Genomic DNA, 16,450 nt, shown 5'->3' on the forward strand with positions numbered 1-16,450 from the left:
GCATCAAGCGCAAAATCAGCTATCAATCACTACGTGAAAAACTTTATGTTGCACCGATTAAAGGGGTTAAAACCGGATGCCCAAGTCACCAGCAAATGAAACGAGCAATAAAATCCTTGGCACGTGAAGGGATTATTGAAATCCGATCAACAGCCAAAAATCTCATTGTGAAATGCCTTCTTGCTGATCCACATCCAGTACTTGAAAATGAAACCGGAGAAGAACAACACAGAACATCTAAAACTCAAAACATCGTTCCTTCTAAAGCTACTTACGAAATACCCTATCAAACTCCTATTCCCTCAGATACCACTTGTCATGATGAACATTTACAGAAAAAATTTGAAGAATTCTGGCAAAGCTATCCGCTACCATCATACAAATCCCATGCTTGGGAGCAGTTTAAAAAAATTAATCCTGATAATGCATCATTTAAAAGGCTCATATTGTCTCTGCAAAAGCAAATTAATGATCCTCAGCAATTCAAATACGATAAGAAAAACTCAAATTGGCCTTATCCCTCGGTGTGGCTAGAACAAAGATACTGGGAGTAATATCATCCACATAGTTCAACTTATTCAGGCTTATCTCGTTTTAGTTTATGCTCAATAGCATTACATATTTTATGGAGTGCCTTAGGCTCTAACGCTATGATTTTCGATAACACTTTGTGCGGATTTGTAAGACATCTCTTACAGCATTTACTTTATATGTCTTAATGACGAGTATAAACAATTAAGTCATACTGACTTTATTGGAAGTTGCAAATATCAGGACATGATGTCCTTGAAAAGGGAAACAACACAAGGATGTGTTGACCACAGGAAGTGGAATTTGCAACTTACTAAACTAATCTATTCTTCTGTTAATAAATCCTTTGTCTTAATTTCTCCATATCTAATACCTACAATAATTGCACTGGTAATATTTTTGCAGCCTAGCTTTTGAATAATGGATTGCCGATATTGAGTGATTCGTTTGATAGATACGTTCAAAAAAGCCGCGATTTCCTTGAGTCTTTTCCCTTGTGCAGATAAATACAGGCATTGTCTCTCTTTTTCCGTTAAGCGCAAATCAAAACAAACGGGTTGTCTTATCCAGATATGTGAAAGTAAATCTTGGAATTCGGCAATTTGCTTACGAGTGGGCTTACTATTCCCTAAATGATTTAGATAGCTCTTGGCAAAGGTTTTAAAAAAAGAGCTATCAATTAAAGTATGTTTCTTATACGGGGCTACTTGTTTTATTTTTTCCATCATAGTCCTTTATATTTTAAAGACGAGCGATAGCACAGGAATTATTGGAAAAATAATCCCTGTGTCTCAATGTTTTGAATTAATTAAGATTTTTAGGAAAAAGAGCGCCTAAGGCCCATAAAAATAGGCTCTTAATTTTTCAATGTGTTTAAATAAGGGAAAATTTCGGCGGTCTCTTACAGACTAACCATTGAAATATAAAACTGAAATAGACTAAGATTCGTTTAGCCATTTTATCTCCTTTGTAGATAACTTGGTTAGCTGGCGGGGAGGAGTCTCAGTTCCTCTCTGTCAGCGCTTGTTGCATTTAATACTTCAAACGCGCTTTTATACTATTTTATTCTGCGGTGTCTTGCAAATGAATTTTTAGACTTAGGCAGACACCACAGAATCTATCTAAATGCCAATCACAACTATAGCCCCTTCCTCTCTAATTTTCGTTTACGCCACAGACAATCAACTACCAATTAATTCGACATGCTATTCTGCGTCACTGCAAATTTCCCAGCAGTGACGCAGAAAAATCACCTTGATTTTACCGCGTACAATCAACACATTTCAGCACTTTGTCCGATCCCGCCAATCGGGATTGGACAAAATTCCTTCCAAAAATTCTTGCGAAGCAAGCACCGCTTTGCTAATTTGGTATCAAGCATGACTGACGAGCGGGTGAAATTCCCACGAAACGTCCACCGACGTCTCATGCTAAGCCACTTCATTCCCTAACCCTGTGGCTGGACGATCAGTCGGGAAAACCATCTAGGAATCTCTGTCATCCGACAGGGCAACTCCCTCGGGAGTTTAAAAAACAAGGAGGAAATAAACACTCAAAACTGCTGTAAATCGGCGAGATCGTTTGCCTTATAACGATTTGATTTGCCCCCTACTTCGAGCTTCATGGCTTTGGCCAGGTTTCATCTTTGAGTGAGCCGCTCGTTCAACACTAAACCAAAGACAGGGCAAATAAATTAATATCGGATAGGATGATAAGAAAATACCAATCAAAATAAAAATCCTGCACCAGAATCCATATCAAATGTACCCCAGCGGTTTTTTTATTAATAAGAAATCCCTTATCCATTAAGGATTTGTTTAATTTGATTTTCATAAAAAAGCAAACAAGCGAAAGTTTGTATATTGTGCCCTTGTGCTCTTTTGGTGTGACTCGATGAGTCATCTGTGTGATTGTACCGGTGGTGGAGCAACGGAATGCATGCACCGGTTGCGTGACGACTATTAGAGTACCTATGATTCGGATCATAGTAGCCTAGTTCATCCTGCGTTACTGGTAAGAGTTTCGTACGAAGATCGAATGACAATGTACTGAAATTTACTGACGTAAACGTCGTGAATTTGCTGACAAGTAAAGCACGAATCTGGAAGCCTCATCCGGAATAAGGCTAGGCTAGTGGTGAAGGTTAATATAAGTGAACTAATATAGCAAAAGCAAAACTTGTCCCTGATTTACAAAATGGATATTAGTTATAACATTGCGTCTTGTATTGTTAAGAACAACCATTCCGGTTGTTGAAAAATATTGCACCCCTTTGTTAATTCCTCGGCAAATAAAATAAGTTTCAAATTTGTATTATTTAAATTGATTACTCTTTATTTTTTCTTGAAACAACAGTTTTTTAATTTTTTTCCACTGCCACATGGACACTCTCTATTTCTGCCACTATTTTTGGGGTATTTTACGTTATTTTCAATTTCCGTAGAGATTAAACCGTCTTTGTAGCTAATAACTTGAATGTGAAATTCGTTTTTAGAATCTAGCAAAATTCCTATCCCTATACTTTTCTCGCAGTTATTATTTATTTTTTCATCTTTTACTTTATTGATAAGAAAATCTGAAAATATCTTTTTTGCTGCGCGTTTGGAGCAAACAAGAGAGATTACCGAACGAGTTGTACGAATATAGGAGGATTTAAATAGTTTTGGAAACTTCGAATTTTTAAATTCTGAAATTAGCTTCGAAAACAATAGTAAGTTCTCATTCTCTAACTCGAGAATTTCAAAATATATTAGTTTGGCTTCATCGGTATTTACTTGCTCTAGCTTGGTTAAAAAGATAGATAAATTTTCTGGTAGTCTTAAAGATATATCTTGTTTGTCAATTAATTGTCCTCTTCTTTGTATCATGAGGCGGTCAAATTTTTCAGACATTCCAGATACACAAATCAAATCTTGGTGATTATTTTTATCAAAAACAGATTTATTCTCCGTATAGGCGGAAAATAAATCGAGCTCATCACCTAACCATTCTTGATTTCCAGTTAAAATATTAATCCTTTTTTGAATATAATGTATAAATTGTATAGGAGATATATGAGATAAACTAATTAACTCTAAATCGGCCAAACAAATTGAAAAAGGAAATTCGTTTTCTGCGAACAAATTTATTTCTTGTGTTGCTTTTAACCGAGTCGCTACTCCACCTAAATGCATTAATGAGAGAGAAATTGGAAAGATAGCCCTTATTTTCTCCCTTTTAAAATCTAGAATTCTTCCTGTGTTGCGCTCGATAAATTTGGGATGTTCAGTTGAGTAAATATATTTAATTGCTCGTGTAGCTTGTTCATAGCTATCGTGTATATTTTTTTTTAGATCTGTTCTTAATCGACCAACATCCCCTCTTGTAGATTGATAACGAAATAGCTTTGCTTTAGCTTCAATTAGCAGCAAAAAAGGTCCCACTTTAAGTGCAATATCAAGTTCAGTTGTGCTTGGTGTATTTTTAGTAATATCTGGATAGTCTAACGTTTGATAAATAATATCATTGGGGAAAAGGCGCGTTAGAGCCTCAACCCCTTTTTTCTCAAGCCAATTGGATTTGAATTTTTGATATTTATTTTGATAAAAAAACCCATCATTTTGTGCTAATGACTCGAATTTATCCCAAATGACATCAAGGCAATTCGATAAATCAGAAATTAGAATTTTTCCTGAGTTTAATATATAGAATGGCGTCCTTCTTATTTCTTTATTTTCATCAAAATCTCTCTTTGAAATACAAAAATTACTTATAAAAGCTTCTATTTCTTCCTGAGAAAGATTAACTCCAGGCAAATCTTCTAATTTTATAGGTAAACTGGATGGGATGATTTTACAAATTTCCAGAAAATAGCCAAATAATTCAGCACTCATCTCATCTGCAAACGCAGAATGAAATTTAGTCTCAAATTCATCTTTTTCAATTTTTTTATCTATTTTTTTGTAAATATTGCTATATTTTTCAGACAATTCAGCGAATTTATACTGATTTGTATTAAATGTTTCCTCTGTATGTTTAACTAAAGCATTAACTATAGTTATGACTCTTAAAGGACCAAGGTTAAATTTCCTTTTAAACCATTCTTCATATTTCCCTTGAACCTGCATAATCCTTTTCATTGTTTGTTCTGGATAAGCACTCCCTCTTATAACTTCAGAAGACCAACATAGATTAAATCCAACTTGGGGTAGATTTTCAGGTATCTTCGGATTTGTAATTTTAGTTTGTATACAATTTTCAAGAATTGAAAAGCATTCAAATACCTCAAATGGACTAATTACCCCGCTATTATTTCCAAATCGAGGAATAGCATTTTCCGCAAGTATTTCGAGCATTGCTGGGTGACTACCATAACTATCACCTACCCACCCATCGCCCACAGTAATGAGTAACCGAATGGTCATAATGGCTAACATTGCTTCCGTATTTAAATTATCTAAAAATGAACAAAGCTCATTTCTTACTATCTGATAATCTGGTATCGAATTCAAAATCGCCTCTTTAAGTTTTATTAAATCAATTGAAGAGTTATTTTTTATTTCTTTATAACCCTCAATAGGATTAGCTCATTTCATAAGCAGTAATCTTTCGGAGCTATTAGCAGCGCTGTGTGAGTTTATTTTTACCATGTACCTCCCTTCAGTGAGAGATTGTAGTTTTTTGAAGCAATTTCAATAAAATCTGAAATAGTATTAGCATCGATTCGTCTGCAATATTCTGAATCTCCAACAATCCAACAATAACCAAATCCCGCTTGATAAAATATACCTATACCATATCTCGGTTCAGTAGAAGACAATAATGAAATTCCGATATTAATTTCTTCTGCACTGTTACCTCGTCTAACTTGTTGCATATATTCAAAAATACCAAATCTATTCACTCTGACTCGAAATACACCATCACCTAATACACCAACGGTATTAGAGGGAAGTATTATCATCGCATTAGAAATTTCAATAAAATTCTTTTCCAAATCAGTTAGTACAAAGGGCCTTTGTATAAAAGATCCATCTGATTGCTGTACTAATTCTTCAGTTGGGGCTTGGAAAGGAAGACGAATCCTTTGTAATTCTTTATATGCCTCTGGATCGCCAATATATGATTTTTTAAAATGCCAAATACCTTCATAAGAAATTTTTTTTAAGCAAGTACCTTGAGGCGTTATTGCCATTACTAAAAATTCGCAGGCATTTAAATGACCTCCACATTCATTTTTATAAATAGAATGAACTAGTTCGAATATTGAATTTTCAATATCTGGTTGACTTACATACTGAGATACTTTGTGAATTACAGTTAAACCTAACTCATAATAACCAGCTAAAGCTATGCATATTTTCGGGGATAAAATATGTAATTTTAACGCATGATATTCACCATTAAATGGACCACTTTTTTCAAGTGATGGAACAACTGTTAGCAAAGTATCTCCAACAAAAAATCCATCATCCTTATCGCTTTCAGCCATTATTAATGTCATTACAACTCCTTCTGTTTTATCTTCTGCCATTATAACATGGTATTTACCCACTTCGTTCAAAATTAAAACACATTTGTTAATAATCAATTACGCACCAATTATTTGCACTGACCTATCCCCAAAAAATAAAACCATGACAAAGATGAAAAATTCAAAAAAATAAGCGCAATGATAAGCGACTCCTCAGGGTCAGTCCTTTGTTTTTGATTATTTGAATTTAGAAAAGAAAAGAAAAGAAGCAAAAGTCACTGTGTGAAATTTGCGTATTTCAGTACGACACTGTTCTACATCGTAGGACATTTGTAGTGGTTTCCTGCGATAAAACTTATAATAAAATCAATTAACTATAATTGAAGTAGGGTGACTGAAAATCTTCGTGTTGGCAGTTCGAGTGTGCGCCTGACCGCATAGCTGCTCTAGAGCTTCAAAAAGAGGGAGTTAATCATCTACCCTATGAGGAAGGAATTCATGGCCATGTTTTCCTAAAAATTCTTTCCATTTCTTATGTAGTTCAATAGCAATATCATCCCATCGTTTAGCTTCCGCATAAGATATTTCATCACGCGAATACCTTTCTTGCTCAATAGCAGCTTTTTCTTTAGCGTCATCATATGCCTGTTTCAACCTTGTTTCTTCTTCGGCTAATTGATGACCTCTCTCACTTATATATTTCATCAAATCATCCTTAATTGATGGTTCCTTACTTAATTATAGAGGAACTTATAAAGTCAGAGTTAGGTTTACTCTTCGGGAGATCGTCGTATTTGAGTACGACATCGTACGACACTGTACGCCATTTGTAGGAAAACCCGCGGCAAAATTTATAATAAAATCAATTGGTTGAAATTGACGCAGCTGACTCATAATCCGTTAGTCATTATGTTGTATAGCTAATTAGCTGCGAATTAGAAAGACCACAAGAATTGAGCACCGCTTTCCGAAAAGAGAAAGCCCCCAAGAGCCGTCTTTTATTTTTGAAAGTACACCCAGAAGTACACCTAGCAGAATTTTTGATTTAAAGAGAGTTTAACTACGAAGATGCAACTTATTGATTTTAAAGTGGTTTTTATGGTCGGGACGGAAGGATTTGAACCTTCGACCACTAGCACCCCATGCTAGTACGCTACCAGGCTGCGCTACGCCCCGATTGGTAGCGAATAATAGCCTTTCTCCAGGGAAATGACAAGGTTGTTTACTCAACTTTGGCTTGCCGCCTTGTTACTTCCCCTAAGGTATCGGTGAAAAAGAGGGAGTCGATTGCTCTTCGTCTTCATCAGAAGCACCGCCACCAGAACCAGACCCTCCCCCGAGTATGGATGAATCAACGTCTCCCAATACACTTCCTACCGCTCCGCCTACTACGGGAATTTGATCAGCAATATTAGTAATATCACCCATAAACTCATCAACAGGGGACCCCACTGTATCCACAATTTCTTTTACCAGATTAGTATCCTGTTCTATCTCGTCTATTGTCGAATCGCCTGTTTGTGATTGCGATGGCGAGGGTGATGGCGACGATGATTGTGATGGCGATGAGGACTGTGGTGAATCGGACTGGTCGTTTATTAAATCACCAACAACGGGTATATCCTCAATAATTGCCGCCTGTGGCACTACGGATACTACAGTATCTACGATTTCTTTTACTAATTTAACCATAGCTGCTCATAAATCGGTAAATAACATACCTTAAGTATAGATGTTAATTTAAGGAGAGATCACGGGCATTTCTAAGATCGCTAAAGATTTGTAGAATGGGTTGTTTATGGTAAAAATTTTTAGCGGTGTAAATTACAGGAGGTTATAAATGCTGCGTAGCATTGTCGAGCACATTCATCCATCGCTTATCTTTGTCGGTTGGGTTTGTATTTTTGCTGCGACTAGCAGCTTATTCTTTTATTTAAAAGCGAGATTTTACAAAGAGGAGGAAAATCAGGATATTGTCCGTCTCGTAGTCAATCTTATCACTAACTTCTATAGTATTTTTTTAGGTTTTATCGTTTTTATTTTGTGGACTGATTATACCAATGCCCGTACTGTTGTAATCGATGAAACAACAAAGCTCTATATCATCTGGAAAAGCAGTATGGACTTTCCACCGGCTACTACCCAGATAATCCAGAACGACTTGTCGCAATACCTTTCAACCGTTATTAATCAGGAATGGCCTGCCATGGCAAAAGGTCATGACAGCCCGCAAGCAGAAAAAACAATCAGCCAGCTCTATAGGAGTCTACTGAACTATCAGCCACAAACAGCCATTTTACAATCCTTTTATGACAAAACGGTCAGTGCCTTGAATGAAGCGATTGAATATCGCAATCATCGACTCAGTATGCTCGATATTTCCATACCTACAGCCTGGTATGTCATGATCATCATTGGAGCCTTTTTTATCATCATCATGTCTATCTTTTTATGCACAACCTGCAAAATACATTATTTCATGCACACCCTTCTCTGTCTCTTTTTAGGCTTCTATCTTACGGCAACGACTATATTAAAGTACCCTTTTTCCGGTTTTCTTACGGTATCCAATCAACCCTTTGTTAAACTGCTTCACAGTATTCAAGGCCATTCAATGAAGACACCTGCACTGGTTGTAAAACCCGGTTAGGACAAAGTGAAGTGAGCACCGGGATAACGTTCTAACTTATCCCGGCAATTGAATGAAATACCTTAACCAAAGGCATTAATCCCCGTGATGTGGCGCCCAAGCACGAGCGTGTGCACATTATCAGTCCCCTCATAAGTAAAGACTGACTCCAAATTCAGCATATGACGGATAACATGGTATTCGAGGCTGATGCCATTGCCACCTAAAAGATTACGGCATTTGCGAGCAATGTTTAACGCTTCACGGCATGCATTTCCTTTCGCCAATGAAATCATGACTGGGGTCTCGCGTTGCTGTTCTTTTAAACGTCCAATTTGCAAATTGAGGCATTGCGCTTTAATAATTTCACAGTACATATCAGCCAAATCTTTTTGAATTAACTGAAAAGAGGCCAGCGGCTTATCAAATTGCTTACGCTCGAGCAAATAATCACGGGTAATATCAAAGCAGGCCATTGCCGCCCCCATGGCACCCCAGGCAATACCATAGCGTGCCTGGCTTAGACAACTGAGAGCCGCTCCCAAGCCCTTGTCGCTTTTGGGCAGCAAGTTAGCATCGGGAACAAATACATCTTCAAACACTAACTCACCGGTTATTGACGCACGCAAGGACATTTTCTGTTTAATTTCGGGGCGAGAAAAACCTTTAAATTCTTTTTCTACGATAAACCCACGGATACCTTCATCTGTTTTGGCCCAGACAATAGCAATGTCAGCGATAGGTGCATTGGTAATCCACATTTTTGCCCCATTCAACCGCCAGCCGCCTGCTACTTTTTGCGCCGATGTACGCATACTTCCCGGATCTGAACCTGAATCTGGCTCGGTCAGACCGAAGCAGCCAATAATTTCACCAGCTGCCATTGCAGGTAGAAAGCGCATTTTCTGCTCTTCATTCCCATAACGGAAAATAGGGTACATGCACAAGGAGCTTTGTACTGATACAAAACTTCGCAATCCACTGTCGCCCCGCTCTAACTCCTGGCAGACAAGGCCATAAGCCACATAGGACGCTTCTGCGCCTCCATATTGGGCCGGTAAGGTTAACCCCAATAATCCCAGCTCTGCCGATTTCTTAATGAGTTGCTTGGGAAATTGGGCATGCTCAAATGATTCTGCCATTAGAGGGATTACATCATGATTAACAAAGCGGGCAACGCTGTCGCGAATCATCCGTTCATCATCATGCAATTGTTCATCAAGAAATAACAAGTCGTCCACGCTCTTTCTCCCTTTTAACTGAGTTTAAGGCGATAACCGCTGCAACAATAGAGTCGCGGCTAGGCAAGAGATATTGCCAGGCTGTACCCAATGGAATGAAACAATCCTCGCCAGTAATTCGCTTAATCCTTATACGGTTTGCTGCCTGCTCTACTAGCATGGTCATTAAACCTTCGCTGATAGAGGCACTTTGTCGTCCTTCATCGACAATCAACACACGTTTTGCTTTCGCTACCTCGCGTAAGATTGCTTCAGTTGGTAAAGGACTTAACCAGCGTAAATCCACTATTTTTACATCAATACCATGTTGCTCCCGAAGCACCTTAGCGGCCTGTCGCGATAAATAATAACCATTGGCATAGGTCAAGATAACCGTCTCACCTTCACCATAAACACCCACCTCACCTGGTTCGATGGTTTGCTCTATAGGGGGATAATCAAATAACCAGCCATTATCACCGGTTTCATGCAAATCTTTCGTCATATACAACGCGATCGGTTCCAAAAAGACGACCACACGACCCTCTTGATGAGCCAGCTTCATACAAGTACGCAGCATTTTGGCCGCATCGGGACCATTGGACGGGCAGGCTACTATTACACCGGGTAAATCCCGTAGAACAGCAATGGAATTATCATTATGAAAATGTCCGCCAAAACCCTTCTGGTAAGCTAAAGACGCAATGCGAATAACCATTGGGTTCTGATATTGCCCATTTGAAAAGAACGATAAAGTAGAGGCTTCTCCACGTAGCTGGTCTTCTGCATTGTGCAGATAAGCTAAAAACTGAATTTCTGGTACTGGCAAAAACCCGTTATGAGCCAAACCAATGGCGGTGCCCAGAATCGTTGTTTCATCCAGCAACGAATCAAAGACACGCCGCTGACCAAAACGCGTCTGCAGATCGGCAGTCACCCGGTAAACACCTCCCTTCTTGCCAACATCTTCACCAAAGATCACCATGTTAGGGTATTGCATCATGAGATCGGTTAAGGCGAAATTGATGTGTTGGCAAAGGTTACGCTTCATGGCTAATTGATTAAACGTGCTGCCATAAATTTGCGTCCTTCTTGCTTCATCAGGCAGTGGATAAGCCTTCTTGTTATTTCTTTTCGGCACGATAGAGGACATGACCTCCTGGGCACTATTCATCTTGGGCAAACGAATCGCTTCCATCGCTTTCGCTTCAATCAGCGAACGATTATCTTCATATAAATCAAGCATTGCCTTACAACTCATCCACCCTTCGCGATAAAGCAGGCCTGCGGTATGTAACAAGGGATCATCCGCTTCACGACGCTCGATCTCGCTTTGAGGATTATATTGCGATTCAATATCAGAACCAGCATGCCCCAAGAGGCGAACACATTTCATATGCAGAAAAACAGGCTGCCTCTTTACTCTTGCCAATCGTTCGGCTTCGTTCGCCTGACGATAAATATCGGCAATATTCAGGCCGTCGCAAGCCAGATAATGCCAACCAGGCCGCTGTTTAACAGAAGTTTCTATCCAATGGGCCGGCGTGGGCACAGAAATACCAATTCCATTGTCTTCGCAGATAAAGACGAGTGGCAATGGATAGTTCTGACTCGCTATCCAGGAACAGGCATTAAGTGTTGTTTGTGCCGAAGCGTGGTTAGTTGAGGCATCGCCAAAAGAACAGAGAATGACTGAGTCGTCGGGTAGTTTACTCGTAATTTCCAACTCTTTTGCCCGTGTTATCGATAACGCACAACCTAGCGCTTTAGGTAGATGAGAGGCAATGGTAGAGGTTTGCGGTGGAATACTAAGGGGCACACTGCCAAATACCTTGTGCCGCCCGCCGGCAATCGGATCGGCCGCTGCGGCCACCAGGGATAAGAGTATATCCTTTACCCCATCGCAGTTTTTTACTTGCTTGGCCCGTTGAAGATAGAAAGCACCGCTACGATAGTGCAAAAAGGCCATGTCACTTGCGCGAAACACACGGCCAAGAACGGCATTGCCTTCGTGCCCGCTACTGCCAATCGTGTAATAAGACAACCCTTTCTCTTTCAACTGGCGGGCAATCAAATCCAACAAACGCGATTTAATTTGAGAATCAAACAATTCAATCGCCGTTTTTTTATCCATTCCCACGTCTAAAGGGCGGGTAACCGTTTTACTCTGCGGAAAATCCGCCTGAGTCAGGCGGTTAATAAATTGCGCATCGACCACACTTGCTCTGTCTAACATCGTCACACCCTGTCTTGTTAGAGCTTGTCTTCAATGACAAGTACTCACTCTCCCATATCCCTTTCTGCCAGCAATCTGTCAAGAAATTGCGATAACTGCCGATAACAGTGGGCATCAGTATAGTGAAATGGTTTGATAAATGACAAGCAAATTAAATTAAAGGACTACCGACATGCCTGTGGATATAGGTTATACCCCGAGTATCCGGCTAAATCCTATTCAGGAATTAAAAATAACAAAACCCGATATAGAACTTTATGCTGGTCAAATTTTAAAAACGGTCGTGGTTAAAGAATTAAATGAGAATCAGGTGCTCATTAATATTAATGGCCAGAATATCAATGCCAACACGGCGCATCATTTTGATGCCGGCGAGTTACTGCAGGTGAAAGTGGTTCTTGCTAACGATGAAACAATCTTGCAAGTATTGCATGAGCCCCCCCCATTAACGCCCATACAAACAGCATTGTTACAAGCCTTGCCCAAACAAGCGTCAGCGACCCATTTGCTTGCTTCGCTCACTGCTCTTGAAAATATGCCCAATCTTCCTGCAGCAGTACAACAGCAATTGCATCAACTAATTGACAGTATTACTCCACTTTCGCGCTTACCACAGCACTTTGCCCAGGCAATTCGGCAAAGCGGTCTTTTTTGGGAAGCTACGCTCTTGGCATCACAACAGAACAATGTTACTCAAAGTTTAAATAATGATTTTAAAGGGCAATGTTTGCGCCTCCTCGCTGTCTTGCTTAATGAAGGGATTACACCTGCCAATGCTGCGCCAGACCCAGTGGTGCAACAGTACTCACAAGACGATACCCTTCCCTTACCAGGCGCCATTCCACATCCTCCTCAACGGTTGCCTCTACCTAATTTTAATGATCATACAATCAACTCGATTCTGGGAGTCTTGCTTGAGCAAACCGAGCAAGTGCTGGCAAGAATCAAGACCAGCCAACTCACGCATTTGCTTCATTCCCCCGATCAACCTTACAGCTTGATGCTCGAACTCCCTTTACGTGTCGATGCCGATCTCGAACTCTTGCCACTCCTCATTAAAGAACATCGTCAATCGGCAGCAACCGCCGAATCAAGCTGGTCAGTAACATTTGCAATCAATCTTGCCAATCTGGGCTCTCTCCAGGCGCGATTAAGACTACAAGACAGATTACTTGATATCCAAATCAATGCAGAAAAGCCCGACACCGTTGATTTGTTGGCGACACATCAACAAACCGTTGCTGAGTTACTTGCAGCCCTGGATCTCGATTTAGGGTTATGGTGCTTGCATTTGGGCTTGGAAAAAGATGACATTGATACAAGCAATTTGCGTTTGCTGGATTTACGCGTATGAAAAAAAACAAACCACAAGCCGTTGCCTTGCATTATGATGGTAAATCAGCCCCTAAAGTAACCGCAAAAGGGGAAGGGTTACTTGCCGAGCAAATTGTCAGAATTGCACGAGAACGTGGCATTCCCCTGCAGCAAGATCAGGAATTAACAACCTTGCTTGCTGAAGTAAACTTAAATGAAGAAATACCGCCAAAGCTTTATTTGGCAGTCGCCCAGTTGTTAACCTTTCTTTACTATGTGAATGGGAAAACACCAGCGGATTACCAATAATGGACATTCTACTGCGATGGAGAATTGCTTCGTTGATACGGTGCTCGAATCGTCATGTACGGACGTTGTACACGGCGGTTCTGCGCTCCGTGCTACCTTGCCCTTCTCTCATGGCAGCGAGTTGCGAAACTATGCAAACTGGCAAACGATGTACAAATAATCTACAATCTTTAATAGGTTAGCGGACTTGAGGTCAATCATGAAATGGATAGCACTAACACCTGCCGTACTGTTACTGACAGCTTGTGGTTGTTGCACAAACTCCGTAGCATACCAGGAAGTCAATGTAGCCCCAGTTGTCGCTACACCCGTTTATTATCCAACACCGGCTTACTATTCAAGGCCTGTCTATTACGATTCTGCCGTTATTATTGATAATGAACCTGTCGACGTCACCACCACAACGATTGAATACTATTAATAAACAGCCAGGAATACTTCGCTCTTAAAGCGGTTTAATACGTAGCCTGGCTGCTTGCAGCCAGGATTTCCCAGTCGAAGCAAAAACGCCTGCCGCCGTATTTATGCTCTAGGGAAAGCTATAGAATCTTATAAGCATCAAGCGACGTGCATTAAATAATAAAAAACCCGACAAGCTTGGAAGCTATGTCGGGTTTGGATGGTGTTTCCATCTTTGAGTGGATAATTACATCGTGAAGTTGTCTGTCACTACTACACGCTCATGACTATCATCCTTACTTTTAACTCCAACCCGAATATCCACTCTTTGTTCTTCCACAGGTTCTTCTACTACCAACAGAGGTTGCTTAATTCCCTCACCCATCGAAGAAACTTTCTCTTTCTCAACTTTCTGTACTTTCACACCAACAGCAGGGGTGGTCATATATTGTTGCGCAGTAACATCACTGTATTTACCTTTGCGCAAACCAGACAAATCTTTTGCCAATTGCTGTTCTTCAGCCGTTTCTGCAACATAAGACAGAACCCCGGCCCGAGCATTAAGGAATATACCACGCGTTTCGTCATCGCTGGTTCCAGGCGTTCCAGTTGCCATTTCCACGAAGTCATGTTTAGCCTTGGTACTTCCGTATTCACCATAAACTCGAGCTTTTTCAGTAGGTGAATCATTGTAACTGATGATTTTTCCTTCCTCAGCAAATTGCTTTTTCATCATTGCACGTTGGTCACCCTGCTCTCCTGCCCTATCCGCCGAACTCATACAACCGCCTTTTAAGCTTCCCAAGCTCTCAGCCAAAAGCCCCTCATAAGTACTCTTGTACATTTCCCTTCGATCCCCTCGATGTTTAAACCATTGTGGCAGACTGACGGGGAATGTAAGGATGCCGGCAACTACCTTTAATCCCAATGCAGCGACTGTCATGGCACCACGTACAGCCCAATCAACCAAGTGGCCTAAAATGGGAATCTGGCGTACATAGTCGCGAGTAAAATTGTCAATGTTACGACGAGCTGAACCCAACCAGGTTTCATGAACCGTGCATTTTAACTCCACTGCTGCCTGTACACTTAAGGCAAGATTTTCTCTGACATCTTTGTCTAAATTACTAAATGGATCATCACCGTTTCTTAATGCGCCAGAGAGTCTTTGAACAGCGTCTTTTACTTCTTTCCCACGAAATTTAAACGGTGTAACCAAAGAATGATCACGAGAATTTAGAAAATCAATAACCGTTTTTAAGTCCTGGTTAGGGTATTTAGTGTCGACTTTATTAAGCACATTAACCGCATTGCCGATTAATTGGCGGGCATCGTTGTAGTCATTATTTCTAACCCGAGTGCGAGCACCCCACATGTTGATACCATTATTGGTTTCTAATAAATCAACATTCACTTTTTGCCAACCATCAGGAATCTGTCCGTTGTAAGGCTGCTTTGCAAAATCTGCATTGGATAAGAATTTGATTTCACCTGTAGCCCTTTCTCTTAATATGGTACTACTTTCTAGCATCTGGCGAACTGCAGCATTGGCTTCTGCTTTAGAATCGATAACCGATGCTTGCAATTTAGACGCTTTTGCTTTGGATTGGTCAGGGGAAAAAGTGACTTCATCACCAATTAGCGTTTGATGCAAAACGGTGAATGGAATAGGCTCATTAGCATCAATGAAAGGCCCCCATTTTTCCATGAAACTGGTTAATCCGGATTTTAACCTGGCTTTACTCATTAATTGCAAATGGTTCCAATCTGTCACATCTTGCCGGCTATTGGTCCCACCAACATTCAAAGGCTCGGTAACAGCAGTCCTCTCATGGGAACTGATATGGGTTACAACACCATCCTTATCAATAGTAATGTCGCTGCAATCAAAGGCATTAGCAGGATTTGGAGTAAAACGGGACATAGGAGTAGAAGAAAGTTTCTTCATTGTTTCTAAATTGTCACCCATGAAATGCTCAAACCATCCAGCCACTTTTCCGCCGCCGCCAACTGCTTGAGCCAGTTTGGTTTTCCAGGGTTGAGCGCCATCCCAAAAATTAATGGGCTCATTCGTTGCAGAACCAATACGTTTAACTTCTGCTTTGCCAAACTCCATTGGTTCAGCATAACGAAGAATTTCAGACTGGCCATGTTTGCCATTTTTTTCAATAACACAGTTTGCTGTACAAATATCTTTTTTCCACAGAAAATCACGGACAAAATTAATTGCTTGAATCGCTTCGCCACGCTTTGTTACCACAGCGTTATGCACTAGGTTCAATCACCATTTAATTATGCCCAAATAGCAATGGCAGCGAGAGCAATGGACGAGATAAAAATGGAGTCACAACGGTCATATC

13 protein-coding genes and 1 tRNA gene are annotated in these 16,450 nt (G+C 40.3%); 5 read left to right on the plus strand and 9 right to left on the minus strand.

The window, feature by feature from the left end; all coding sequences use genetic code 11:
- Positions 1 to 554: Vir protein (locus Lfee_RS09240; protein WP_082646624.1), on the plus strand; the 554-nt coding region annotated here is incomplete at its 5' end.
- 300 nt (positions 555 to 854) lie between these two features.
- On the opposite strand, the gene Lfee_RS09245 is transcribed toward Lfee_RS09240, so the two are convergent.
- From Lfee_RS09245 to Lfee_RS09270, 6 genes are all read right to left on the minus strand, one after another.
- The gene (locus tag Lfee_RS09245; protein WP_058446046.1) at positions 855 to 1,256 is read right to left on the minus strand and encodes a response regulator transcription factor; all 402 of its coding nucleotides are present in this window, start codon (positions 1,254 to 1,256) and stop codon (positions 855 to 857) included.
- Positions 1,257 to 2,864: 1,608 nt separating this feature from the next.
- Positions 2,865 to 5,021 carry an SEC-C domain-containing protein gene (locus Lfee_RS09250; protein ID WP_058446047.1) on the minus strand — a complete coding sequence of 719 codons (2,157 nt, stop codon included), beginning with the start codon at positions 5,019 to 5,021 and terminating at the stop codon, positions 2,865 to 2,867.
- Between the two features lie 131 nt (positions 5,022 to 5,152).
- Positions 5,153 to 6,100 carry a hypothetical protein gene (locus Lfee_RS09255; RefSeq protein ID WP_156413381.1) on the minus strand — a complete coding sequence of 316 codons (948 nt, stop codon included), beginning with the start codon at positions 6,098 to 6,100 and terminating at the stop codon, positions 5,153 to 5,155.
- A gap of 351 nt (positions 6,101 to 6,451) precedes the next feature.
- Positions 6,452 to 6,688, minus strand: a complete 237-nt coding sequence (locus Lfee_RS09260; protein WP_058446052.1) for a hypothetical protein — start codon at positions 6,686 to 6,688, stop codon at positions 6,452 to 6,454.
- 394 nt (positions 6,689 to 7,082) lie between these two features.
- Positions 7,083 to 7,159 (minus strand) — tRNA-Pro (locus tag Lfee_RS09265).
- Between the two features lie 81 nt (positions 7,160 to 7,240).
- A complete protein-coding gene (locus tag Lfee_RS09270; protein WP_058446054.1) occupies positions 7,241 to 7,675 on the minus strand; it encodes a hypothetical protein in 435 nt (144 codons plus the stop codon).
- 148 nt (positions 7,676 to 7,823) lie between these two features.
- Between Lfee_RS09270 and Lfee_RS09275 the strand changes: the two genes are divergently transcribed.
- A complete protein-coding gene (locus Lfee_RS09275; RefSeq protein ID WP_058446056.1) occupies positions 7,824 to 8,633 on the plus strand; it encodes a bestrophin-like domain in 810 nt (269 codons plus the stop codon).
- 62 nt (positions 8,634 to 8,695) lie between these two features.
- Here the strand turns inward: Lfee_RS09275 and Lfee_RS09280 are convergent, their stop codons facing one another.
- Both Lfee_RS09280 and Lfee_RS09285 read right to left on the minus strand, forming a co-directional pair.
- Positions 8,696 to 9,853 carry an acyl-CoA dehydrogenase family protein gene (locus Lfee_RS09280; RefSeq protein WP_058446057.1) on the minus strand — a complete coding sequence of 386 codons (1,158 nt, stop codon included), beginning with the start codon at positions 9,851 to 9,853 and terminating at the stop codon, positions 8,696 to 8,698.
- Entirely contained in the window at positions 9,831 to 12,068 is a 2,238-nt protein-coding gene (locus Lfee_RS09285) for a thiamine pyrophosphate-dependent enzyme (RefSeq protein ID WP_058446059.1), read from the minus strand. The genes Lfee_RS09280 and Lfee_RS09285 overlap by 23 nt, the downstream gene beginning before the upstream one ends.
- 172 nt (positions 12,069 to 12,240) lie before the next feature.
- Between Lfee_RS09285 and fliK the strand changes: the two genes are divergently transcribed.
- The 3 genes from fliK (at position 12,241) to Lfee_RS17020 (ending at position 14,112) form a co-directional block, all read left to right on the plus strand.
- On the plus strand, positions 12,241 to 13,422 hold the full coding sequence (fliK, locus tag Lfee_RS09290) for a flagellar hook-length control protein FliK (RefSeq protein WP_058446061.1): 1,182 nt from the start codon (positions 12,241 to 12,243) through the stop codon (positions 13,420 to 13,422).
- Entirely contained in the window at positions 13,419 to 13,691 is a 273-nt protein-coding gene (locus tag Lfee_RS09295; RefSeq protein ID WP_058446063.1) for an EscU/YscU/HrcU family type III secretion system export apparatus switch protein, read from the plus strand. Before fliK ends, Lfee_RS09295 begins: the two co-directional genes overlap by 4 nt.
- Positions 13,692 to 13,890: 199 nt before the next feature.
- Positions 13,891 to 14,112 (plus strand): hypothetical protein, encoded by a 222-nt coding sequence (locus Lfee_RS17020; protein ID WP_112854867.1) that lies wholly within the window; start codon positions 13,891 to 13,893, stop codon positions 14,110 to 14,112.
- A 225-nt stretch (positions 14,113 to 14,337) separates the two neighbouring features.
- Here Lfee_RS17020 and Lfee_RS09300 read toward each other — a convergent pair whose 3' ends face one another.
- Complete coding sequence (locus Lfee_RS09300; protein WP_156413382.1) at positions 14,338 to 16,350, minus strand: hypothetical protein; 2,013 nt, start codon at positions 16,348 to 16,350, stop codon at positions 14,338 to 14,340.
- Positions 16,351 to 16,450 lie beyond the last annotated feature (100 nt).

Origin of the sequence: Legionella feeleii (genome assembly GCF_001467625.1) — a bacterium.
Taxonomy (GTDB): Bacteria; Pseudomonadota; Gammaproteobacteria; order Legionellales; family Legionellaceae; genus Tatlockia; species Tatlockia feeleii.

Bases quoted from the DNA above. Each gene is read 5' to 3' on its own strand.
- fliK (WP_058446061.1), top strand. From the start codon at position 12,241: ATGCCTGTGGATATAGGTTATACCCCGAGTATCCGGCTAAATCCTATT.
- Lfee_RS09270 (WP_058446054.1), bottom strand. From the start codon at position 7,675: ATGGTTAAATTAGTAAAAGAAATCGTAGATACTGTAGTATCCGTAGTG.
- Lfee_RS09285 (WP_058446059.1), bottom strand. From the start codon at position 12,068: ATGTTAGACAGAGCAAGTGTGGTCGATGCGCAATTTATTAACCGCCTG.
- Lfee_RS09275 (WP_058446056.1), top strand. From the start codon at position 7,824: ATGCTGCGTAGCATTGTCGAGCACATTCATCCATCGCTTATCTTTGTC.
- Lfee_RS09260 (WP_058446052.1), bottom strand. From the start codon at position 6,688: ATGAAATATATAAGTGAGAGAGGTCATCAATTAGCCGAAGAAGAAACA.
- Lfee_RS17020 (WP_112854867.1), top strand. From the start codon at position 13,891: ATGAAATGGATAGCACTAACACCTGCCGTACTGTTACTGACAGCTTGT.
- Lfee_RS09245 (WP_058446046.1), bottom strand. From the start codon at position 1,256: ATGGAAAAAATAAAACAAGTAGCCCCGTATAAGAAACATACTTTAATT.
- Lfee_RS09295 (WP_058446063.1), top strand. From the start codon at position 13,419: ATGAAAAAAAACAAACCACAAGCCGTTGCCTTGCATTATGATGGTAAA.